19 protein-coding genes are annotated in these 22675 nt (G+C 51.6%); 17 read left to right on the top strand and 2 right to left on the bottom strand.

What is annotated here, in order from left to right; genetic code table 11:
* Window position 1 precedes the first annotated feature (1 nt).
* Window positions 2–1162 carry an anhydro-N-acetylmuramic acid kinase gene (locus ACTRXD_RS16790; protein ID WP_442432935.1) on the bottom strand — a complete coding sequence of 387 codons (1161 nt, stop codon included), beginning with the start codon at window positions 1160–1162 and terminating at the stop codon, window positions 2–4.
* An 84-nt stretch (window positions 1163–1246) separates the two neighbouring features.
* Entirely contained in the window at window positions 1247–1678 is a 432-nt protein-coding gene (locus ACTRXD_RS16785; protein ID WP_442432934.1) for a GNAT family N-acetyltransferase, read from the bottom strand.
* Window positions 1679–2039: 361 nt separating this feature from the next.
* Between ACTRXD_RS16785 and ACTRXD_RS16780 the strand changes: the two genes are divergently transcribed.
* The 17 genes from ACTRXD_RS16780 (at window position 2040) to ACTRXD_RS16700 (ending at window position 22374) form a co-directional block, all read left to right on the top strand.
* Window positions 2040–2765 (top strand): alpha/beta hydrolase, encoded by a 726-nt coding sequence (locus tag ACTRXD_RS16780; RefSeq protein WP_442432933.1) that lies wholly within the window; start codon window positions 2040–2042, stop codon window positions 2763–2765.
* Between the two features lie 479 nt (window positions 2766–3244).
* Window positions 3245–3493 (top strand): BolA family protein, encoded by a 249-nt coding sequence (locus ACTRXD_RS16775; RefSeq protein ID WP_312646008.1) that lies wholly within the window; start codon window positions 3245–3247, stop codon window positions 3491–3493.
* A 4-nt stretch (window positions 3494–3497) separates the two neighbouring features.
* A complete protein-coding gene (locus ACTRXD_RS16770) occupies window positions 3498–3830 on the top strand; it encodes a glutaredoxin family protein (RefSeq protein WP_312646007.1) in 333 nt (110 codons plus the stop codon).
* Window positions 3831–4340: 510 nt separating this feature from the next.
* Window positions 4341–5012, top strand: coding sequence for a tetratricopeptide repeat protein (locus ACTRXD_RS16765; RefSeq protein ID WP_442432932.1), 672 nt, complete (start codon window positions 4341–4343; stop codon window positions 5010–5012).
* A 138-nt stretch (window positions 5013–5150) separates the two neighbouring features.
* Window positions 5151–5834 carry a prepilin-type N-terminal cleavage/methylation domain-containing protein gene (locus tag ACTRXD_RS16760; protein ID WP_442432931.1) on the top strand — a complete coding sequence of 228 codons (684 nt, stop codon included), beginning with the start codon at window positions 5151–5153 and terminating at the stop codon, window positions 5832–5834.
* Window positions 5835–5963: 129 nt separating this feature from the next.
* The gene (locus tag ACTRXD_RS16755) at window positions 5964–7652 is read left to right on the top strand and encodes a GspE/PulE family protein (RefSeq protein ID WP_442432930.1); all 1689 of its coding nucleotides are present in this window, start codon (window positions 5964–5966) and stop codon (window positions 7650–7652) included.
* Window positions 7645–8856 (top strand): type II secretion system F family protein, encoded by a 1212-nt coding sequence (locus tag ACTRXD_RS16750; RefSeq protein WP_442432929.1) that lies wholly within the window; start codon window positions 7645–7647, stop codon window positions 8854–8856. Before ACTRXD_RS16755 ends, ACTRXD_RS16750 begins: the two co-directional genes overlap by 8 nt.
* 77 nt (window positions 8857–8933) lie before the next feature.
* Window positions 8934–9656: a hypothetical protein gene (locus ACTRXD_RS16745; RefSeq protein WP_442432928.1), complete on the top strand. Its 723-nt coding sequence runs from the start codon at window positions 8934–8936 to the stop codon at window positions 9654–9656.
* 282 nt (window positions 9657–9938) lie between these two features.
* Window positions 9939–10859, top strand: coding sequence for a type II secretion system protein (locus ACTRXD_RS16740; protein WP_442432927.1), 921 nt, complete (start codon window positions 9939–9941; stop codon window positions 10857–10859).
* A gap of 91 nt (window positions 10860–10950) precedes the next feature.
* A complete protein-coding gene (locus ACTRXD_RS16735; protein WP_442432926.1) occupies window positions 10951–12345 on the top strand; it encodes a hypothetical protein in 1395 nt (464 codons plus the stop codon).
* Window positions 12342–12929, top strand: a complete 588-nt coding sequence (locus ACTRXD_RS16730; protein WP_442432925.1) for a hypothetical protein — start codon at window positions 12342–12344, stop codon at window positions 12927–12929. Before ACTRXD_RS16735 ends, ACTRXD_RS16730 begins: the two co-directional genes overlap by 4 nt.
* Window positions 12896–13411: a hypothetical protein gene (locus tag ACTRXD_RS16725; RefSeq protein WP_442432924.1), complete on the top strand. Its 516-nt coding sequence runs from the start codon at window positions 12896–12898 to the stop codon at window positions 13409–13411. Before ACTRXD_RS16730 ends, ACTRXD_RS16725 begins: the two co-directional genes overlap by 34 nt.
* Window positions 13412–13439: 28 nt before the next feature.
* On the top strand, window positions 13440–15053 hold the full coding sequence (locus tag ACTRXD_RS16720) for a type II secretion system protein GspD (protein WP_442432923.1): 1614 nt from the start codon (window positions 13440–13442) through the stop codon (window positions 15051–15053).
* Window positions 15050–15877, top strand: a complete 828-nt coding sequence (locus ACTRXD_RS16715) for an ExeA family protein (RefSeq protein ID WP_442432922.1) — start codon at window positions 15050–15052, stop codon at window positions 15875–15877. The genes ACTRXD_RS16720 and ACTRXD_RS16715 overlap by 4 nt, the downstream gene beginning before the upstream one ends.
* A 27-nt stretch (window positions 15878–15904) precedes the next feature.
* Window positions 15905–17317, top strand: a complete 1413-nt coding sequence (locus tag ACTRXD_RS16710) for a tetratricopeptide repeat protein (protein WP_442432921.1) — start codon at window positions 15905–15907, stop codon at window positions 17315–17317.
* A 408-nt stretch (window positions 17318–17725) separates the two neighbouring features.
* Window positions 17726–20989 (top strand): response regulator, encoded by a 3264-nt coding sequence (locus ACTRXD_RS16705; protein WP_442432920.1) that lies wholly within the window; start codon window positions 17726–17728, stop codon window positions 20987–20989.
* Window positions 20990–21270: 281 nt separating this feature from the next.
* A complete protein-coding gene (locus ACTRXD_RS16700) occupies window positions 21271–22374 on the top strand; it encodes an HD domain-containing phosphohydrolase (protein WP_442432919.1) in 1104 nt (367 codons plus the stop codon).
* The last annotated feature ends 301 nt before the right edge of the window (window positions 22375–22675 follow it).

Below are 22675 nucleotides of genomic sequence, written 5' to 3'. Positions count from 1 at the left end.
TCTAGGGAAGTCCGTGAATACCTGGAGTGACCGTCCCCAAAATAACCGAATGGCGAGCACCCGTGACCTTAGGCAGATTGGCACAGACACCCTTCACGGTTTGATACGCCAGCACCGCAAATGCCTGCGCCTCAAAGGCCTGGCTGGATGCCCCACATTCATCCATGCGCATCACGGGAATGGGATCGAATGCACCGGACAGTTCTGACCAGAGCCGGGCATTTCGCACCCCTCCACCACCAAACACCAACTCAGCAGGGACTTCCCTCGTCCACTTTTGCGCTTGGTGAATCACCTGAGCAATAAACCGGCAACTCGTCGCTAAGAGGTCAGAAATAGCCAACTGGCGACGCTTCGCTTGAGCCCACACACGCTGGATATAGTTCTCTCCAAACATTTCACGCCCAGTGGATTTGGGAGGCCTTCGAGACAAATAGGGGTGTGTCAGCAGCCAGCGAAGCAGGCCCTTATCTACCTGCCCTTTCATGGCAAGACGACCACCCCGGTCAAATCTAGCGACTCCCTTTGTCCCCATCGCCACCAATCCATCCAACAACATATTGCAAGGGCCTGTATCAAACGCCCGAACCGCTGACAGATTTCCCCCGCCGGGTAACAGGGTCACATTCGCAATCCCTCCTAGATTGACCACCATTCGTGTGGCATGTTTCTGAGCAAAAAGAAGGGCATGGACATAAGGAGCTAATGGAGCCCCCTCTCCACCGACAGCCAGATCCCTGCCTCGAAAATCCGATACAGTCGTGATTCCGGTACGTTCCGCAATCACATGGGGATCTCCAATTTGGAGTGTCGAACGGATCTGACCAATACCGGGCTCATAGATCGCGGCAGGCCGATGATGAATTGTTTGACCATGCGAGCCGATCAACGCCACTCGTTGAGGAGAAATCCCGGAATGCTTGATCGCTAACAACGCAGTTTTAGCAAATATCTCGCCCAGGACCACATTGAGGTAACTGATCTGCCCGACGGTTCCCTGCTCACAAACTTGTAAAATTCGTTGCCTAAGCTTGGGAGCATACGGACGACCAACATGTTTGAGCAGGACACTCTTAAGACGATGTCCGGTTCCTCGAATATCCACAACTGCGGCATCCACCCCATCTGCCGATGTCCCTGACATCATCCCCACAACAATCATTGCTTACCTCGATTCATTTGCCTGCATGACTCAATCGCATGGCACTCGACATGTTGCAAGCCCTGCCATGGCCCATCCCCATTTCTATCCATTCAATGGTTTCGTGGGAGGAGCAACATCCTTGCTTCGATCCCAGACCATACCGGTCTGTTCTTTATCAGAAAATCCCAAAGAAGCGTAAAACCCCTGATAACGCCTGGTGCAAAGCCAAAACAACTCCACCCGTTCCAACTTGGGATGCGTTAAAATCCGCTGGATAATCCCTTTACCAATATCCCGATCCTGATAGGCCCGATCCACAATCACATCCCAAATCGAAGCCCGATAGATAAAATCCGTCAACACCCTCCCAAACCCGACGAGTCTTGAGTCATCCCAGGCGGAAATGGCCACATCCGTATGAGCGAGCATATGTTCAGTGTCCTCCAGTGAACGATGGCAAGCCCAATCCGTTTGGCAGAACAATGCCAAAAGCTGTTGCGCCTTAACGTCATGGGAATCCAAAAAATTGATCATGCGTTGGCAGATTGTGGCAAGATGTATTACACTAAGTCTACTAGAAATACGTGACAAAAAACCGGAGTCGTGCCGATGTCAATGTTAGTCAGAAAATGTCCAAAATGCAGTAAGTTATTTTGGAAAAAAGAAGAAGAGATCCAATATGCCGACGAGAATACCCTGAAAGTCGTCTGCAATCACTGTCACCAGACTTTGCGAATTCCTCTCATCACGGAAGGCGCCAATGCCGGCGCCCCAAAAATGGGACATTAGAATTTTTGAACGTTCCCCTTCCAGCATCAGAGTCGCGTGTTTACCAAATCATCACCAATTGAAAATATTCCCCTTCTCTTTTCTTCATCATTAGACTTTTGACTGTATGCGACACGAACATTGGGCCGGTTTAGATGTCTGCATTACAGGTGGAATGGATCGCCAAGGGAGCGGGGAGGGACCACTTGTGGTTCTCTTGCATGGATTCGGTGCACCAGGGGATGATTTAGTCGCCTTATGGCGGTATCTCAATGTCCCGGATGACGTCCGTTTCCTCTTTCCTGCCGCTCCACTCCAATTGAGCATGAGCTTTGGGGACGCCCGAGCTTGGTGGATGCTGGACATGGAACGCCTCACACAAGCCAGGGCCCAAGGGCAGTGGGAGGCATTGTCACAAGAAATCCCGCGTGGCTTGCCTCCGTCCCGTACCCAAATGCAGGATGTCCTTTCTCTTGCCACAGAAACCTTGTCCGTACCATCATCATCGTTGATAGTTGGAGGGTTTTCCCAGGGAGCCATGTTGGCGACTGATTTGGTCCTTCATACTGATATTCCCTTCGCAGGATTAATACTTTTATCGGGCACCCTCATTGCTAAGCAAGAATGGCTCACTCGCCTACCCAAACGCCAAGGTCTCCCGGTATTTCAAAGCCATGGCACCGACGATCCTATTTTATCGTTTTCCATGGCGCAGCAACTTCGTGAGCATATCCAAACGGCTGGATTACCCGTCAGTTGGGTAGAATTCCGTGGGGGCCACGAAATTCCCATTCAAGTGTTGCAGGGTCTCGGAGCCTTTCTGCAATCACATCTCTATCCTTCTCCGCTCTAGAAAAAGGGTCTGTTGAAAAAAGCCGCCAGCGGCGTTCTCGCCATTTTCCCGGGCTCACCTACTAAGCGTAGGCTCCGCGCGTAAAAACGGCTGCGGCCTTGCTGGACGGACTTTTTTGAACCGACCCGGAGCCTTTGATGAGTCATCTAATCCTGGGCAAATTTGCCCTTGAACCTCATTATTATTCAACACTCCCAAAAAGCATGCGGGGAAAAATTTAGGAGTCAGGAGGCAAAAGGAGGACCCCATCCTCACCTTTCTTCCTTACCTAACCGACATTTTTTCCTCACACCTCGCATCTGACCTCACCTCGGATAGGGCTTTTTCCACACCGCACGGACGGGACTCAATACACATCGTGCCCCCCAGGAACCATTCATTCTGAGAAGATTCCAGACCCGCATTGCGCAGAAAATTCTCTCTCCGGTATAGTGGGGTCTGAATATTCCATCAATTTTCACTAGGATTAAATTTTTTCTATGATGACATTTGAAGAGCTGAGCACTCAACTTCAGCAAGCTTTAGGCGATGCCGAAGTTTCGGTCCTTGATCGAACCGGTACCATGGACCATTTTACGGTCAAAGTCATTTCCAATGCCTTTGAAGGAAAGAATTTGTTGGACCGTCATCGAATGATTTACCAAGCCCTCGACGCGCCCATGAAAGACGGACGCATTCATGCCCTAGAAATTCAGGCCAAAACCCGCAATGAAGCCCAAGGAGGATAATCTTATGAGTACGCCCATTGAAGACGAAATTAAGAGAGAAATCGCCCAACACAAAATTCTCATTTACGGAAAGGGCACCAAGTCTGCCCCACAGTGCGGATTTACCGTGGAGACCATGGAGTTTTTTAACAAATTCGGCTATCCCTATGAATTAATCAACGCCTTGCCAAATCCTGAAAAACGGGAGGCTCTTTCTAAAATGACCAACTGGCCGACTTTGCCAAAAGTTTTCATTAATGGCCAGTTTTATGGGGATACGGATGTCTTGGGTCCAATGGAAGAAAAGGGGGAATTGCAGCCTCTTTTAAAAGCCGCGTTTCCCGATCAAGCCACCTGATCATCAAACCAAACGTTTCCTGGCTCAACAAAGCCCACCTCAATAACAGGTGGGCTTTGTTATGTGTCTCAGACGTTACTCCAGTCGATATACTCCTCCGGCAAGTTCCGACCTTTCCCATTGTCCATCCCGAAATTCTCCACACATCTCAGACACTTCATTCATTGATACCTCCAAGGACCCAGTGGCCGCTCATTGACTCAGGGGTTGAATCGTGGCAGGACTATCGACATCTCTAAGCCTTCCGATTATCTCTCAACCACATGTATTCTTTTGTTGGCCGTTCCTAGCTTATTGAGTTGGGTTTTTGGAAATTTGGTCAAGCCTTCACGCGTAATCCCTTAAGCATGTTGCCTATTGTCCGATAGGTTCAAATTGGAACCACTGAGGCAATGAGCCATCATGAGACATCCCATCTTAGTACGAAGGGCAAAAACCAAAGGAACATCTAAATCCCGAGGTTCATCTTCGGCCACATTCATCCTCAGTATGATTATTGGTCTAGGAATAATGACCTGGTCTTCCGCCCAGGGAAGTCATTTGACGCTTCCCGGCTCCCAAGACTTGAGTCATGGAGATGAATCCGACCCTCAGCCTTTCATCCGGCAACTAGAAAAGATCAACAACTATATCCCTCCTCACGCTCAGCCTGATCGCAAAAACGCCGCCTCATCAAAGATTGAACACTCCACTCTTCCTCCCAATCCCCTTCACCCTTCGCCCACCGAACCCAAACCTACAGAATCTCACCAATCCCATTCTCCTCCATCAAAGAAATCCCTACACATCGCAGTCCTGCTTCACAACAATGTCACCCAAGACCAGACGAATACGGGATGGCGGTCATTGTTAAATGGTCGGCCGGAAGACGCGATAGCGGCTTATCAAAATTCCATCAGGATCGACCCCAAATCAGCCGAGGCCTATCTCGGCATGGGCATCGCGCTGAAAAGCCTGGGATTTATTGACCATGCCAAAGATGCCATTCAACAGGCACTTGAACTCAATCCTGATCTTTCTTCAGCACTCGTTCATCTGGGATATCTTTATGCAGATGGCCACATCGGCCCATCAAATTCCAAAGCCGCTCACCGACTTTTCAGTCAAGCATCTCAACTCGGGGATCCATTTGCCAGCATCGCACTTCTAGACCTGCAATCCCGCTCACGGCCGCAATCCTAATTTCCAGAATACGAGTGGGCTTAAGAATGCCAACCCATATGCCGATGGATTTTTTATGGGCGTGTCATCCATACCATTTTCCATATTCAGCCTGAAACTCGGCCAAACGACACGCCCTTCGTAAAGGAGAACTGACAGATGCCAAAAACACTATTCCGGCCGCTTCATCATTCCCAGGGGTTTACCCTGGTGGAAATGATCGGGGTATTGGCCATCATCGCCATACTGATTGCCTTGTTACTGCCAAAGATTTTCACACTGATTGCCTCATCTAAAGCCAGTTCCCTGGCTGCCGCTGTGAGAACATATGAGACCGCCGTCGCAAAGTATTATGGAGATATTGGAACCATCTGGCCTCTCAATGCCGCTGGAACTCCGGCACAAGAGACCGGAGGTAACAGCGCCACCGTTACCTCTCTTGGAGCTCGTTTAACGCTCGACGCCTCCGATCCGTTGAATACCGGAACCAATCAATGGAGCCGATTCCGAGGACCGTATCTGGAAAAATTTAATACCAATACGCCTCCGGGACTGGGCACAACCATGTACATGCCGGCGCAAACGGCAGTTGCACTCGGGACAGCGACAACAGGGACGAATGTCGGATGGGATCTGAAGGGCGATGATGGCAACAGCGATCTCCCCTCTGGTGCCCGAGTGGCCTATCTCAGAGTCGACGGAGTTTCCGATACGGAATTCAATGAAATTGATGGAGTCATCGATGCCGGTATCGGTGCAAGCATAACCGAACGCCAATTACGCGGACGCGTAAAATACAATCCGGGCAATGATCGCATGTATATTTATCTTACACATCAATAATTCCCATCTTCTTCATTGAGGGATGATTGAGAAAAAGCCAACAATGGCTGTGCTCCCTCCTCCTATGCGTTCCTCACAGGCGAGCACCCATTTGCTGTCGCCCATAAACTTCTCCTAGCAGTCCGGCCCATGCCAATCACACCCACACCACCCAAAGCCGCACGGCCTCTCCTCGGAACGTCTCTCCTCCAAGACGGCTGGATCACTCAAGAACAATTGGACTTGGCGGTCCGGGAGACGAAGAGAAAAGGTGTGATGCTCGGCCAAACCCTCATTGGCCTGGGATTCATTTCCGAAAAAGTTCTGGCCCATTATCTGGCTGAGGGCACCCAAACCGGCATAGTTGACCTCTCAACGATCTTCATCCCATCGGAAATTATCAATCTCATTCCCTACGACATCGCCACCCAGTTTCAAGTCCTCCCTCTTAGCAAACAAGGGAATGTGTTAAACCTGGCCATGGCAGATCCGTTGAATATTGTCGCGGTGGATACCATTGAAAGTCGCATCGGGCTCAACGTCCACACCCACACAGCCCCTGCCCAAGAGTTAATTGAAGCGATCGAGCGGCACTATGCGCATCGGGAATCCATTAAGCAACTGCTTGATGAATTAATGGTCAAAGGGATCTCGGATCTCGGGGAAGACGGGAGCCGGGTGGCGCCGATGATTCGCTTGTGCAATCAACTCATTACCGCCGCCATTCAATCACGGGTGACAGATATCCATGTCGAGCCGGATGAGTACTATTTACGGGTCCGAATGCGCATTGACGGCATTCTCACACAAGAAATTCTCATTCCAAAACCGCTTCAAGCGCCCATTACCGCTCGGTTTAAACTCATGGCCAATCTTGACCTCACAGAAAAACGAACTCCTCAGGACGGCCGGATTCCCTTTACGTTAGGCACTCGTCGAATTGATCTTCGCGTGTCGACCCTTCCAACGAATTTCGGAGAAAGCATTGTCCTCCGAATTCTGGATAAAGGGGCATTGAAATTAGAATTCCTGGCGTTGGGGTTTACACCCAACGACCAATCGCGCATCCAATCCCTGATCCAACGTCCCCATGGCATTATCCTTGTGACAGGTCCCACAGGAAGTGGAAAGACCACAACGTTATATACGGCCCTCCGTCATGTCGATGCCAAAGAAAAAAGTGTGTTTACACTGGAGGACCCGATCGAATATCAAATGCCTCTCATTCGCCAAACGCAAGTCAATCCGGACATCGGCATGACCTTTGCGGCCGGACTTCGTGCCCTACTTCGGCAGGATCCTGACGTCATTCTTGTTGGTGAAATCCGGGACCAAGAAACGGCCGATCTGGCCATGCGCGCGGCCCTAACCGGACATTTAGTTTTTTCCACACTTCACACCAACGATGCGCTAGGAGCCATTCCACGTTTAATCGACATGGGCGTGGAAGCTTTCCTTCTCGCCTCCGCCCTGACCGCCATTATCGGCCAACGACTCGTTCGGTGCATTTGTCCCGAATGCAAGGTTGAACGAACGGATGCCGCCACGGTCCTGGCAGATCTTCGAGTGGAATTGCCGGACAACATCCCCCCGACTCTCTGGACAGGGAAAGGATGTCACGCATGCGGTCAGACAGGCTTTAAAGGCCGAGCAGGTATTTACGAAATAATCCAGATTTCAGAGGAACTACATGGGCCTATCGTGCACGGCCCGGATATGGCAGGTATTCGGGCAATTATCCGACGGGATCGGATGCCAACGATGTTTGATGACGGACTCATGAAAGCCCTTCAGGGAATCACCACTCTCGAAGAAGTGTTGAGGGTGACCGGTGGCTAATTTTCAGTACCGCGCCATCGACGCCCATGGGAAGCCGATTGAGGGAGAGATGGCGGCGCCTGATCTTTTCCACCTGGAACGCCAGCTCCAGGACATGGGACTCTGGCTCGTGCGCACATTGGAATCCAAACCGAAGTCCCTCGCACGAACCACTCACAAAAGAGGGAGAGTCAATCCCCGCGATCTTATGGAATTCTCCACACACATGTTCACTCTCCTCGAGGCCGGCATTCCCCTTACCCAGGCTTTAAAAAGTTTGTCGATTGAGACACCCAACATTCATTTGCGTTCGACCTTACATGCCATCTTTCAACAAGTCGAAGCCGGAAACACCTTGCATGATGCCATGAAGCAACACCCCAGAATTTTTCCTCCTCAAATCACCAATCTGGTGCATGCCGGGGAAGACAGCGGCACATTGACCGAGACCTTCAAAGAATTAGAACGATATCTGGATTGGCTCGATCAGTTCCGTGGAGACATGCGCCAGGCTACCATATATCCGAGCATTGTCATGATAGCGGTGATCGGATTGCTGGTGCTGCTCTTTACGTTCGTCATTCCCCGGTTTGTCCCTATCCTGGAAGGTCTGCATGTGCCTCTCCCGACTATCACCGTTCTCATCATCACCCTCAGTGAACTCTTCGTCGGGAGCTGGTGGCTCTGGAGTTCGTTCCTCCTGCTCGGCCCAATGGTGTGGACCCTGGGACGAAAATACCTGCCGGGATTCGCGCACTGGCGGGACCGCATGATCTTACAACTCCCAGTTCTGGGGGAACTCATCCGGATGCTCACGATATCCAAATTTGTTCAAAACTTTGCCGTCTTGTATCGAGCCGGCATCCCTGTTCTGCAAAGCCTGCAACTATGCCAGGGACTGGTGGGCAATTCTGTCATGGAACGGGCGCTTCAGGACACACAGCGCGCCGTGTCCGAGGGCTCCACCATCAATGAATCATTAAGCCGTCATCCGGTCTTTCCGGCAATGGTGATTCAAATGATCTCGGTCGGGGAAGCCACCGGGACATTACCCCACACACTCATGAATGTGGCTCATTATTATAATCGGGAAATTCCGCGCAGAATCAAAAAAGTTTTTGGCATTCTCGAGCCTCTGATTACTTTAGGATTAATCGCGATTGTGGGTATTGTCGCCCTATCCCTCTTTATGCCCATGATGAGTTTAATGGGTGGAATCCATTGACAGGCAACCTTCGCCACCCCGGCGTTGCCTTACCTTCCCCGCCCCGCCACCAGAATGCCTCTGACCCGGAAGCCGGAATGATCCTCATTGTTTTTATCGGCCTGTTGGCGATTCTATCTATAGGGTTCGCTGTTGTGTCGCCCTCCATGGTCAGAGTCTGGGATCCAACGAATGAAGACCGTGAAATCCGTGATCTTCAGCTCATCGCCAACGGAATCATCTCGTATCTTCGACAGAACCACGCGTTCCCCCCTTCGTTACTCATCCTTGCCCCTGACTTTGTGCCATTGCCTCAAGCCCGGATGACGCTAAACGCACGAGGATTTCCCCGCTATTATGCGGTGCATCCCTCCATAACCGGATTCCAAAACTCGACCGGACTGACTGGCGGTGAACTCGTCAATGCCCGGTTTCTTCTCATATCCAATCTCGCACAAGATGCGGCTCCGGCCATCACCACACCCGCCTCCTTTGAAACCTGGTGGAACATGAATGACAGCACGACTCCTCCGCTCATTATTCATCGTGGAACGATCAGCCATCTTTTTTATATGGTAGACCTTATCCCCAAGGGAAATGGGGGAAGTTTTTCCATTGACCATCAACCCACTCATTCCAACGGCGCTCTTCTTCCAACCCATAGCCGCCTTCACCTTTTAGGCACCGAAATCGGTTTGGACGAGGACAATAGCTACAACATCCCTGATGTTGAATTCTCTCTCACCACCAATACCGGTTATTGGTTCGACCCCTTGTGCGTCGCCACCAAACGATGGAATCCTCTCTCTCCGCTCTGTTAAGCGGAAACATTCTCGAGACGTTCTCGCTCCCTGACCCGGCAAAAAATGACTGCTTAACCACCTCTCTAACCTGACCTCCGGCTGATCGTCCCGCCCCATTGTGGTCCTCACAAACCCGCCATGATCAATTGAAAAATTTAAGAAAATTAAGATTGGCTTTTTAAACACCGAAAGTAAGGTTGGTGGACTAACAGGCGGGATATGCCCGACTGAGAGAAGAGTACGTACACGCACCCCCGAGACAAAAGCTTCGCTGAGAAGGAGCAAGACGGGATCGGACTCATGACAAGACACAATGACTTTCCCACTCAGGCCATAGGGCTCCAGACGGCCTCGATCGCATTCGAGACAGGCTGGCGTCCCGGCACCGGCTTCCAGTTGATTCAGTGCGGTATCCGGAACCCCGTTCAAAGAATAGGCCGGAAATTTTTCGGATTATTTGAGGCCTCACGCTGTCTATCTACACATGGATTTACGCTTGTGGAAATGATTGGCGTCATGGCCATTATCGCCATTCTTGCCAGCCTCATTGCGCCAAACGTGATCAATCAACTGGCCGCCGCGAAGCGGGATGCGGAGGATGAACAATTGGCGATAATCGCCCGAGGCATTGAACTTTACGTTCGGCAGACCCGTTCATTTCCGGCCACACTCACCGCGCTGAGTCCCGATTATGTCGCGACCGCGCTAGGACAACTCACCACAAACCCTAATGGATTTCTTCGCTATTACTTCGTGCAACCCAATATCAGTGGATTCACCAATGCCACAGGTCTCTCCACGACGGCCCTGGCCGACGCACGATTTATGGTCGTTACCCATCTATCCCAAAATGTGAATCCCTCCATTGCCACGGATGCCGACTTTGAAACCTGGTGGAGCACCGATGAAACAGGAACACCGGATCTTAAAATTCATCGCGGGCACGTTGGTCATTTATTTCATCTCCTCAGCCTCTCGGCCAATGGGGCCGGAGGCAGTTACGCGATCGATGGGAACCCGACTGATTCCGGTGTCGGCACACTTCTGCCGCATAGTCGCTATCACTTCTCGGGAACCACGGTGAGTTTAGACGAAGCCAATACATTTAGTGTTCCAGAAACACAACTCACCCTGACCACCGAAGCCGGATTTCAATTCGACCCTGACTGCGCGGCAGGATCCAAATGGCGAATCAACAGTAGCGGTTGCTATAGCCCCTAATACTATGAACGACAACCCGCAATCACCCACATCATTTGCCGCCGCCCAGACACCTACGCCGGAGATCCCCCTGAACCTCCAGAAGACTCTGGTGAAGAAAAAACAGACGATTTTAAGCGTCAGCCTTTCAAATGGTCGATTGAAAGCCTTATCAATTGTGAAAAATACCATTGGACGGAGTTGGGAACGTCCAGGCCGGCACGTGTCTCTAGACACACTTCGCGAAGCATTGGAAGAAGCAATTCACTACACCCAATTTCCCGGCACGCACCTCGCCATGCTCGTAGACCATCCGCGGCTTGCCTCGCGGACCATTCAAATCCCTCCGATGCTCCTCACTGACCTCCTTCCCTATCTTGAACGAAAGGTCCAACAGGAAAAACCGTGGGAGGGACCAGCGGCTTGGCGATATCAGATTGGCCTGGAAACGCGAGGAAAATTACATGTCCACCTTGATATATGGCCCCAAGACTATATCGATAAGATCGTGCACATCTGCCAAGAGTCGGGCTTATCTCTTCGTCAGTTGGCTCCTCTTTCTACTCTGGCTGAGAGTCAACTCAGCACGTTGCCTGTCGAACCGGGAAAAGGTTCGATCCTGATAACCATGCTCGAAGGCAAAATCATGATTGTCGCAGGGAATGATGATGGAACCCCCATTTGGACTCGACATCTGTTCCCCGCTCAAGACTGGGTTCCACTTGGAGAGCGGGTCGGAACCGAGGCCAATCGAACGATAATGTTTATCACACAACAAACCAATTTAAAGTTTCCCTGCATCTGGTTTTGGGACGATGAAGAACGATTAACGGCGGGTGAAATACAGCCACACGTAAACACTCCCCTCATACCATACCCCATCAAGCCGGACTGGAATTACTGGCTGTGGATCGGTGCGATGCTTCCGCTCAATCTGCACAGCAACTTCACGCCCACGCAGGTTCTCCAGGCTCCGCTACGAAAGACCCTCACCAAGGCTTTCGTCGCCATGCTTGCGGTTTTTATTCTTTTCGGAGTCGGAACAACCAGCGTCATCGAAGGTTATTTAGCCAGACATCGCACAGCGATGCAGACCATGACCGACCAGGTCAGCGCCCTCCAGCAGGATTACGCGCAATGGGAAGGTCGCCTCATGTCGTTAGACACGAAACGGCAGTGGGCTCAATCCGTCAGCGAAACCACCACGCCGGAATTAGAAGGCCCATTTCTCAGCTATCTGGGATCCATTATCCCCACCCAGGTCATCTTGCGCAAAGCCTTTGTGGAGCGAACCCAGGACGGATGGAACGTGGAGCTGGACGGCAGCACTTCTACCAATCTTGCCGCCACATTGCTTGTGGTGGATCAATTCGTGCAACAGCTGGCGGATGGACCCTATCATGTGTCCCTGCATGAGGATTGGCGGGATCAACTCTTGACCCAAACCGCCACCTCAAGCCATGAACACCCACTCTATCGGTTCACCTTGAAGGGAACCATGTTATGAAGTGGCTTCGCCGTTTTGAGTGGCTCAATCCCCAACAGCTCAGAAGCACGGCCCTCGTGATGCTCCTGATTGGCACGTTATCCATTGTGGGCTGGGTGAGTCTGGATAAACTTTTCGCCATTCAGAAGCGCCAATCGTTGACTCAAGATGCGATCGGCTTGGAACAACAGGTATCGGAGCTTCGCTCTCAATACCTTCAGGCTCGTCCGGAAGCGCTTGACACTCACCTCCAACTGGCTGAACAGCGCTTACTCCAAAACTTCACCCATTTGGCGCAATGGGCACAAATGCTTCAAACCGACGGCAAAAAGCGGAATCTCCTCATCCAGTATCGGATTCTGAGCACAGAACGCACCACGGCTCCCATACAGGGAGTGACATTGGTCCCGTTGGAAATTCAGGTCAACTCGCAAGGAAACCCCCATGCGTATCGTTCCTATCTTCAGTTCCTAAAAGCCCTGACCAGATCCGGACCAAGAGTCGACATTCAGAATGTGACGGTCATGGGTGATGGTCAACAAGCCACTCATTTAACCATTGGATTGTCGGTATGGATGAAAACCAACGATTCCGTCGAGCTTTAAAAAATCCGTTTGTCACGGTGGGTCTGTGTCTTCTCGCAGGATTCGCAGTCTATACCAATATCGTGGATACGGCATCCGATGCACCGGGAATCATCTCCGTGGGGCTGAATCGGCTGCTTTCTGCCCCGACTCTCCCTCCCCTTACCTCTACGGGGCGACCCCATGAGGATGAGGCTGGTCAATGGATCGAATACTCAAGCCGTGATCCTTTTGGCCCCATCGCAGCGGCCTCTCGGGAACAACCGGACCCGGCTTCGTTGGGAGCGGACCAAACAGGGGAGAAGCAGGTGACGAATACCTTTACCCTTAAAGCCATTGCCGTCGAAGGCGAACATCGGAGTGCCGTGATCAACCGGACCGTCGTGTATGAAGGCGAAATGATTAACGGATATCAGGTCCTGTCCATTCAGCCCAAAGGGGTATGGCTCAAACATCAGGGCAAAAACCAATGGATAACATTTTCAAAAAAAACAACGTCATAACTCTCCTCATCACTCCATGAAAGACGACATGCGCCACAACACCATAGTGATTCCTCAGACCTCCATGATCTCCGGTCGACCGTCCAACGGAGCATTCATCACATGTGGCGCACGGGTTTTTCAAAGTCTGGCTCTTTTGGGCATGTTCAGCCTGTGGGGATGCACCACCGCCAATCCAGATGCAGACCGGTCAATCTCCGATGCCAACACCACACAGACTACACAGAGACTTTCCCTGAGCTCAGATTTGGCGGCACCATCCGGGAACAACCCTCAGGCGACATTTTCCCTCGAGGATCGCATGTTGCTCACCAGCGATCTCCCCAAGCCTCCGACACCGCCACCTGCCCCTTCTATGGGGCCCTTGTATTCGTTTCGCGCACAAGATCTGCCGGTCATTGACGCGTTGGCATTGTTTGCTCGGAGCAACCATTTAAATATTGTGGCCGGACCCGACATCACCGGCACCATTACCGTTGATTTTCATCATCTGCCTCTTGAACAGGCGATGTCGGCCATTTTGGAAGCCCATGGTTATTACTGGGAGCACCACCAGAACCTGATCCAGGTCAGACAATTTAAGACGAAAACATTGAACGTCGATTACATCCGTCTCGTTCGGAGTGGAACAGGACAAAACCGCGCGCAGCTCAGCTCCGGTTCCAGCGGGGGGAGCGGAGGCGGCGCATCCCAGGACACCGGACAAATCACGGTGAACCAGGAGGACGAAATAAAGTTCTGGGAAGAATTGGAAACGCAAATTAGGACTCTGATGTCCGAAGAGGGACGACTCGTGGTCAATCGTCTCTCAGGAACCATTCAGATTACCGATCGGTATAAACGGGTCGATGAAATTGACGATTTTCTCAAAAGTGTTCACCAGGCTCTGTACCGACAGGTAGAGATCGAAGTGCGGATTTATGAAGTCGCTCTGGATGATCAGTACAGTCTGGGTATTGATTGGAGCAGGATTAATTTTGATGGCACAAATGGCGCCATTGCCCTCGCAAACATAATTACCGCGCCCTTCGGAGGTTTCATGGCAAAAGCTGCCACGACCACCATCTCCTTCGAGGATGGGAGTTTTGATGGAGTGCTCACAGCACTGGAAGAACAGGGTGACGTTCGTGTGGTCTCTCAACCTCGCGTGGTCACCATGAATAATCAACCGGCCTTGGTTAAAGTCGCCACAGATCAACCCTTCTTTTCCTCAACCGTTGCTCAAGGGACTGCCGGGAGTGGCAATATTGTGACTGAGCAGGTGCGATCCGTCACGGTAGGCTTGGTCCTTTCCGTTACCCCTCAAATTTCCGAGGATGGGTGGATTATGCTGGATGTGACCCCTATTCTTTCCCGACTTCGTGCCATTGAGAAGTCCCCAGCCGCTCTCAATGGGGGGGAGGGCGGGTCCACTGCTCCGGTTTTAGATGTCAAACAATCCTCCGGATTGGTCAGGTTGAAAGATGGAGAAATGGTCATTATCGGTGGACTCATCCAAGAAGAATCCTCAGAAACCGAACGCAAGGTTCCTCTCTTAGGGGACATTCCCTACCTTGGTCGCTTATTTAAGGGAACGTACACAGCTAAAAGGAAAAGCGAACTGGTCATCTTTCTCTCCCCTAAGATTATACGAGCCTCATGATGACGACGTTAGATCTCAGCATGTGCTATCAGGAATTGGGGTTTTCTGAACCCCCATTTCGCCTCACACCCGATACCGATTTCTTTTTTCCCGGCAGCCACCATCTGGAAGCGCTGAATCATCTCCGATTTGGCATTGCCAGTGGTGGACTCACTATGCTGACGGGGGAAGTGGGTCTCGGCAAAACCCTGTTGTGCCGGCACCTGCTTCGCCATCCGCCGACCGGGGTCCGGTTCGCGTACCTCATGAATCCGGATCAGTCCTATTCTGATTTACTTGTATCCATTTATGAAGATTTGACCGGGACACTACCTGAGGATCAGTCCCTTGGGGCCTTACAACGAGAACTGCCTAAGCTGTTGCTCCGGCTGGCCGTGGAAGGAGAACGGGTCGTCGTGTTGGTGGACGAAGCCCACCGGCTCAGTGGAAAAGTCCTGGAAGGACTTCGGCTTCTCTCCAACCTGGATACCGAAAAAGATAAGTTGATGTGTCTCCTGCTGGTTGGACAACCGGAGTTGGAACAAAAGTTGGCGACTCGGGCCTTCCGACCATTACGACAGCGCATTAGCGTTCGCTATCGCCTTGAATCATTTACCTGGCGGGAGACTCGTGCGTACATCCGACATCGACTGCATATCGCCGATGCCCGACACCGATTTCATCTTGGTGTGGGAGTCCTCTGGCTCATTTATGCGTGGAGTCGTGGAGTCCCGCGCCGCATCAATCAACTGTGCGACCGGGCCCTGTTAGCCGCTTATGCTCAGGGCCGACATACGGTGACTCCCATGATGATCTGGCGCGCAACCAAAGAATTTCTTCCGTAACAAGGGATCACGGAAAACCAACAGACCATGAGTATCATCGCAGACACCCTCCAGCGACTTCAGACCCAGACCAAAAATGACGGGACTGAGACGGCCCAGCAGGCACCCCTTGTCCTTCCACCTAAAGTGAGAAGAGAACCGGGTTGGCACCACCGGCCCTCTCCATTAAAGTTTTGGTTGATCGGGATCGGCATGACAATCGGCTTAAGCAGTCTAGGCATGGGTGCCTACTGGATCGGCTTACATCTGGACTTCGGCATGCCAACGGAAGCCTCTTCTTTGCCCGGACAGCGTGTGGCTCTGTCGAACTCTTCTCCGCTTTTAGGGACTCCACCTGATGATTCGGGTTCTGAAGCCACGCAGCTACCAACTGCTGAACCTGAAGAGAGTCTTCCAGTATCAGCTGCCCAGGAACCGGATGAGGCATCGCCCACATCCCAAGATGGTGCGTCAATGGAGCCATCCTCTCCATTGAAGGTCGAACATGCCCTCCCCATACAACCCGTGGGAAAAAATCCGGCCTCCCCCGCACCTGCAACACGATTAATAACCCCCACATCCGAAGACCCTAAACAGATAACCGCGGGCACATCCCTCTCAACGCCACGCACAACCACAGACGTAGCACCGAACCAGCCGAGCACTGATTCGAAGAAAATTGCAACCGGTCCTCCAGTCATAGTCCTTGCCCAGGCAGAACAACGTGATTCGGCCCTTGTCGAAGTCGCATCCGTCAATGAGACAGGCACACCCATCCCGTTAGAAGCCGATTTAGAGGAAGAGCCAATCAATCTGAATGAACTCACAACCATCACCTCTCTTGTGAGTGACGAGCCTTCTGCCCCTGTCAACACGGCAGCCCTTTCTCTGAAAAACGAAAGGATTCAGGTGAACGCTCAAAACACAGGTCCACCTCAGCGATCTTCTGCCAACTTGCTCCATCACGCCCGAGAACTTATCCAAAACGGTGAATACAAAGAGGCGCAAGCCATGCTTTCCCCCCTCTTCCATGATCCTCCCGTCACCTGGGAACCATGGTTTTGGATGGGCACGGCATATTTGGGAGCAGGCCAGCTTGAGCAGGCCGATCAATATTTTTTGAGCGGCCTCGCACGTAACGACAAAGTTCCGCAATTGTGGATCCAACGAGCTCTGGTGGCCCAGCAACAAGGGAGCTTCCAACTAGCGGTGCATGAACTTCGGCAGGCCGAAGCACTGCAACCGGAATTGCCTCATATTCATTTGAATATGGGCTATGCCTATGAGCAAATGGGGAATAACCGGTTAGCGAATCAATATTTTGGTAGGTTCTTACAATTAACAGAAGGCCAGCCGGAGTTCTTTTCTACCAGAAAAAAATTGTTTGCCCGCTTGTCCTCACTAACCAAGACGCGGGGCTCAATAATGGACTACCCCCCAGGCCTGAGGAAAGAGCAATAACCAACGGAATCGCTGGCGTCTGAAGACGCCCTCGCCATCAAATTTCCGGCCGGTTCACGGCCTAAAGGAGTCATTATGGTTGGCGGCGATGCACCATGCTCAAAGTTCATTCGGCTCGCTCAGGACGCAGGACTAGTCGCCTTCCCTTTGAAGGTTTCGTCGGTGGGAAAAATTCCCTTTGCTTCGGGATTTGGTCCGGAAGAATGCAGACCGATTACCACACGAGTCTTGGCTGCATCCGCCCTGGAAAAATTAGGAACCTTCGCTTGAGGATGAAACATCCTCTTCAGTTGAACTCCTCCCATTACCAGGGCAGTCTGCAGGTCTGAGCGATCTAATTGAAAAAGGGGACGGTAGTCTCCTTTTATTTGAAAGACTTACCCCAACTCGTGAAGGCCCATTAATCCCATGACATTCGCTCCGACCGGACATCGCGTCATTTGGTTCGTGTGGTTTCTCGTATTCCTTGGTGTGCTCCTTGGTGTTGTCACCCTGGGCCTGACGAGATATACGCTCTTTGAGGTACAAACCAACAAAATAATTGCGATGGAAGCAGGAGCGTTACAGAGGGAAATGGGTAATGCGCTGAATCATCTCGGCGTGCAGGCAGTGAAACAAATAGAAAACACCCTGGAAAATCCTCTTGCGAACACACTCAACCCCGATCCATTTCAATCCTACGAAAAAACGTTAAATGAGCGAATAGACCAGTACCCCACCGGAGACACCCACGACATTTTGAGTCAAATGCTAAAGACTGGTCAGCATCTGCAAGCCCTCGGCGTAGAGGTGCGAAAGTGGGTCCAACATTCCCGGCCAATCTTGAAAGACCTGCAATCACAGCAAACCATAAAAACGGCCAGGGAACGGTTAAAAAACTTGAAGAACCAAATTCAATCCTGGGAAGAAAAGACACGCCTGGATCAAACCATGGCCTATCGCAAAGGGAAACAGGCCCCTCCTTCGGAAGGGTTGGTATTCTCCGAGGACTTGCTCGCACATCAGATTCGCAATGCCGCCCTAGGTGTTTCGATTATTCAGACAGAATTGGGGAATCTGTCCGTTTTAATGGAAACTCTTTATGGCGAACGCAATCCCGATCGGCTCGTCGATTTAAAAGATTCCCAATTGCAACAAAATTTGATTCGACTCTCGCTGGGAATGAATATGCTAGTGGGGGACCCGCCCATTCCAAACGACACCGTTCAAAAGATTCTTCAGGATTTAGGGTCAATCTTCTTTGGTCAAGGATATACGATAGACAGGACTCATCAAACCATAGGGCTAGGCTCTGGAGGTCTGTATCGTTTTAAAAAAAATTCTCTTCGTCTGGAGTCGGAACGTGCGGAATTCTATGTACGCTTGGAGGACATAAAAGAACAGATTGGTGAAGCTCAAGTGTCATTCGCCAAACTGGCGTCCCAACAAACCCAAGAAGTGACAAACAAATTCGAAAACTCCTTTGCGCAAAGCTGGAGGTTCATGTTGACCCTCAGTCTGATATGTGTAGCCGGATTTTTATCCACGGCATGGATTATTTCCAGGTGGATTCACAAACAATTGACGCTGCTAGAGACCTCGAAAACCCAGGCTGAGGCCGCAGTACAAGCCAAATCCCAATTTTTAGCCACCATGAGCCATGAAATTCGCACCCCCATGAACGGGGTGATCGGGATGACGGGCCTCTTACTCGAAACCGATCTGACCTCGCAGCAACGCCAACTGGCCAACACCGTGCGGTCCTCCGGCGAAACCCTGTTAACCCTCATTAACGATATCCTCGATTTCTCCAAAATCGAGGCCGGCAAGCTAGAGTTCGAGATCATTGATTTCGATCTGCGCACCACCCTGGAGGACACGCTCGACTTGCTGGCCGAGCCAGCCGGCACAAAACAATTAGAACTCGTGGGGCTGATTTCCAGCACAGTGCCGACCGCTCTGCAAGGCGACCCCGGGCGCCTGCGGCAAATTCTCATGAATTTAGTGGGCAATGCCATCAAATTTACGGCCCGCGGTGAGGTCGTCGTCCAAATTCAGGACCTCGATGACACTTCCGACACCGTCACTATTCGGGTGGAGGTTCTCGATACCGGCATCGGCATTGCCCCTGAGGCCCACGCTAAACTCTTTCAACCCTTTTCGCAGGCCGATAGTTCGACTACCCGCCAGTTTGGTGGCACCGGCCTGGGCCTGGCCATCTCCAAACAACTCGTAGAGCAGATGGGCGGAACCCTGGGGGTGGAGAGCAGACTGGGGCAGGGCAGCACCTTTTGGTTTACCGCGTGTTTGACTAAACAACCTGTCCCCGCACGGTCCCATACACCCGGCAACACTTGCCTGGTGGGCGCCACCGTCTGCGGAGTCGACGATCACCCCACGAATCGTCAATTATTGGCGCAATACTTTCGAGACTTTTGTATGACCGGCTTTCTGGCCGCCACTCCCACGGATGCTCTGGCTCTTCTCCGCCAGGCGGCTCACCACGGCAAGCCCGTGGACCTCGCCATCATTGATATGGAAATGCCTGATATGGATGGACTGCAGTTAGCTCGCACCATTAAAGCTGACCTGAACATCGCGGCCGTGCGCCTCGTGCTACTCACCTCCTTGGGGACGCGGGGCGATCACAAGGCCGCGCAAGAGGCCGGGTTTGTCGGCTATATGACCAAGCCCATTCGAAAAAACCAGTTACAAGTCTGCCTGGAAACAGTCATGGGCTATGAGCCCATGGGCCCCAACGCCCTCTCGCCCCCGTTGATCACATCCCACCAGCTGCAGGAATGGCCCCGGCCAAAGCGGGCGCGTATTCTGGTGGCCGACGATCATCACGTCAATCAGCAATTAGCGGTTATGATGGTGGAACGCCTCGGGCACCGTGCCGATGTGGTGGCGAATGGCCGAGAGGCCCTCGAAGCCCTGTCCCGGATTACCTATGATGCCATTCTGATGGATTGTCATATGCCCGAAATGGATGGATATGAGGCCACACGCGCGATTCGTGGGCAGGAAACGAAAGAAGGAACCCATAAAGAGTTAGGTGGCAAAGAGCCCATACACTCTCAAACCTTTCTTCTGACCTCTGACACCTCTCTGCCCATTTCCAAACACATGCCCATCATTGCCCTCACCGCCAATGCCATGCAGGGGGACCGGCTCAGATGCTTGGAAGCGGGAATGGACGATTACCTGAGCAAGCCTATTCGTCCCGAAGAGCTGATCCGCGTATTGACAAAATGGCTGCCTCAGCAGAATTTCACGATTCCCACTCAGGAAGAAGGCCCATACCTCCTGCCCCATTCACCTCCCTCCGGACAGCCTGCAGTCAACACCAAAACCTTAAAGGAACTCGAAGAAATTGGAGGCCGGGCGTTTCTGGAGTCCATGATTCAGAAATTCGTCGAGGACGCCCTCCAGTGCGTCACCCTCATCGAGCACGCGTTGGACACACAAAACCTCACCCAATTGAATGAGGCTGCTCACGGCCTTAAGGGGATTTCCCGAAACATGGGTGCCGACTCATTAGCACAATTAGCGGGTGAAATTGAAGCCACCTGTAAGGCCGGAGAGCCAGCCGCCCTGTCAGGCTGGGAACCCCAAATTCAAGACGTTTTTCAACAAACCCGGAAGGAACTTGAGGATATTTTTGATAGATCGAAAGAAGGGACACATTGATATAGGAAAATCTCACCTGTATGCTCCCCGCCACTTTTCCTGAAAGACTTTTCCACCAGAACCATTCTTTCCTGCTCCTCACTTCTTTCGATATCAAGTAGACCGTTACATCAAGTTTCATTGGGATTGACCGACAAAAATAAATGTCCGATACCATTCCCAGGAGAGAAGAATCACATAGAAATCGATGAAACGTCTGACCGATCTCCATGTTGGTGGCCGGTTAACCAGGACTCATTCTGGATGATGACGTTGATCCTTTTGATGTCATACGGACTACAATGATTTCCCTACAGCAATGCCAAAATGCCACGATTCTCATCGTGGATGATCAAATGACCAACATCATGTTCTTGGAGAGCATTCTAAAAAATGGCGGGTACACTCAAGTCCATTCCACCCAAGATCCCACTCAAGTGATACCTCTGTTTAAAGAACTCGATCCAGATCTAATTTGCCTTGATATCCGCATGCCTGAACTTAATGGGTTTCAGGTAATGGGACAACTCCAAATCATTCACAAGCACGGGTTTCTCCCCATTCTGGTCCTGACGTCAGAAGAGGACCGGGAAACCCGCCTCCGAGCATTAGAATCAGGGGCCAAAGACTTCCTGCCTAAACCATTCGATAGGGTGGAAGTGTTAATGCGAATTCGTAATTTACTGGAAGCCAGCCTACTCAATAAAACGGTGTCCCAACAAAATGACATATTGGAAGAAACCGTCCGGATCCGTACCAAAGAGCTCAAGGACACTCAACTGGAAGTAGTCCACCGCCTTGCCCGTGCAGCCGAACATCGAGACAATGAAACCGGCGCGCATATCATCCGCATGGCTCACTTTGCCGTGGCTTTGGGACGTGCCGCCGGCATGTCTGAAGACGAGTGTGATGTCCTCTTTCACGCGACCCCCATGCACGACGTCGGGAAATTGGGGATTCCGGACCGGATCCTCTTGAAACCCGGAAAATTGGATCACGAAGAATTTGAAACCATGAAACAGCATACCGTCATCGGGGCCAAACTCCTCTCCAGCAGCCAATCACCCATCCTACAAATGGGTGAGGTGATTGCACTCACCCACCACGAAAAATGGGATGGCTCCGGCTATCCGAATCGCATTGCCGGGGAAGATATTCCGATAGTCGGCAGAATTTGCGCCATCGCCGATGTTTTTGATGCGCTCTCATCCAAACGATGCTACAAAGATCCCTGGCCCCTGGAGAAAACGCTCAAGGAGATTCATCCCCTAATAGGTAAACAGTTCGATCCCCATCTGGTAGACCTGTTTTATGAACTCATGCCTGTGATCACCGACATTCAGCGAACCCACACGGATATGGAGATTCCCAAATTCGACCTGCTGAAAACCCACAACCACGCCTAAGCAACTCGCTCCCACCCTTTGGGCTCAATACATCCGTTTCGTTCCTCTCCCCCTCATTCACCCACTTGCTCCTTTTTTGTCAGTATGCTTGATTTTCTCATCCCCATTTGACCTTCGAAGAGTGTTCCCTTCATTGCGTATTTAAATAGACCCGTGTGGTCAAGAGGATTTGGCCCTCTTCCCAAAATCCTTTGGCTCCAGGCGAATTCCCCACGAGTCTGATTGGTGCGTGGATGTAATGACCCCTTGGGATATCGCGGGATAAATGACCTGTCTCAACTTCCCTCATAGTCCATGGCAC

This window comes from Nitrospira sp. T9, assembly GCF_052156535.1.
Taxonomy (GTDB): Bacteria; Nitrospirota; Nitrospiria; order Nitrospirales; family UBA8639; genus Nitrospira_E.
This window is presented reverse-complemented; position numbering and strand designations above follow the sequence as displayed.

Excerpts from the sequence above, each read along its gene's own strand:
- ACTRXD_RS16790 (WP_442432935.1), bottom strand. The coding sequence starts at position 1,162 with ATGATTGTTGTGGGGATGATGTCAGGGACATCGGCAGATGGGGTGGAT.
- ACTRXD_RS16785 (WP_442432934.1), bottom strand. The coding sequence starts at position 1,678 with ATGATCAATTTTTTGGATTCCCATGACGTTAAGGCGCAACAGCTTTTG.
- ACTRXD_RS16780 (WP_442432933.1), top strand. The coding sequence starts at position 2,040 with ATGCGACACGAACATTGGGCCGGTTTAGATGTCTGCATTACAGGTGGA.
- ACTRXD_RS16775 (WP_312646008.1), top strand. The coding sequence starts at position 3,245 with ATGATGACATTTGAAGAGCTGAGCACTCAACTTCAGCAAGCTTTAGGC.
- ACTRXD_RS16770 (WP_312646007.1), top strand. The coding sequence starts at position 3,498 with ATGAGTACGCCCATTGAAGACGAAATTAAGAGAGAAATCGCCCAACAC.
- ACTRXD_RS16765 (WP_442432932.1), top strand. The coding sequence starts at position 4,341 with ATGACCTGGTCTTCCGCCCAGGGAAGTCATTTGACGCTTCCCGGCTCC.
- ACTRXD_RS16760 (WP_442432931.1), top strand. The coding sequence starts at position 5,151 with ATGCCAAAAACACTATTCCGGCCGCTTCATCATTCCCAGGGGTTTACC.
- ACTRXD_RS16755 (WP_442432930.1), top strand. The coding sequence starts at position 5,964 with ATGCCAATCACACCCACACCACCCAAAGCCGCACGGCCTCTCCTCGGA.
- ACTRXD_RS16745 (WP_442432928.1), top strand. The coding sequence starts at position 8,934 with ATGATCCTCATTGTTTTTATCGGCCTGTTGGCGATTCTATCTATAGGG.
- ACTRXD_RS16740 (WP_442432927.1), top strand. The coding sequence starts at position 9,939 with ATGACAAGACACAATGACTTTCCCACTCAGGCCATAGGGCTCCAGACG.
- ACTRXD_RS16730 (WP_442432925.1), top strand. The coding sequence starts at position 12,342 with ATGAAGTGGCTTCGCCGTTTTGAGTGGCTCAATCCCCAACAGCTCAGA.
- ACTRXD_RS16725 (WP_442432924.1), top strand. The coding sequence starts at position 12,896 with ATGGATGAAAACCAACGATTCCGTCGAGCTTTAAAAAATCCGTTTGTC.
- ACTRXD_RS16720 (WP_442432923.1), top strand. The coding sequence starts at position 13,440 with ATGCGCCACAACACCATAGTGATTCCTCAGACCTCCATGATCTCCGGT.
- ACTRXD_RS16715 (WP_442432922.1), top strand. The coding sequence starts at position 15,050 with ATGATGACGACGTTAGATCTCAGCATGTGCTATCAGGAATTGGGGTTT.
- ACTRXD_RS16710 (WP_442432921.1), top strand. The coding sequence starts at position 15,905 with ATGAGTATCATCGCAGACACCCTCCAGCGACTTCAGACCCAGACCAAA.
- ACTRXD_RS16705 (WP_442432920.1), top strand. The coding sequence starts at position 17,726 with ATGACATTCGCTCCGACCGGACATCGCGTCATTTGGTTCGTGTGGTTT.
- ACTRXD_RS16700 (WP_442432919.1), top strand. The coding sequence starts at position 21,271 with ATGATTTCCCTACAGCAATGCCAAAATGCCACGATTCTCATCGTGGAT.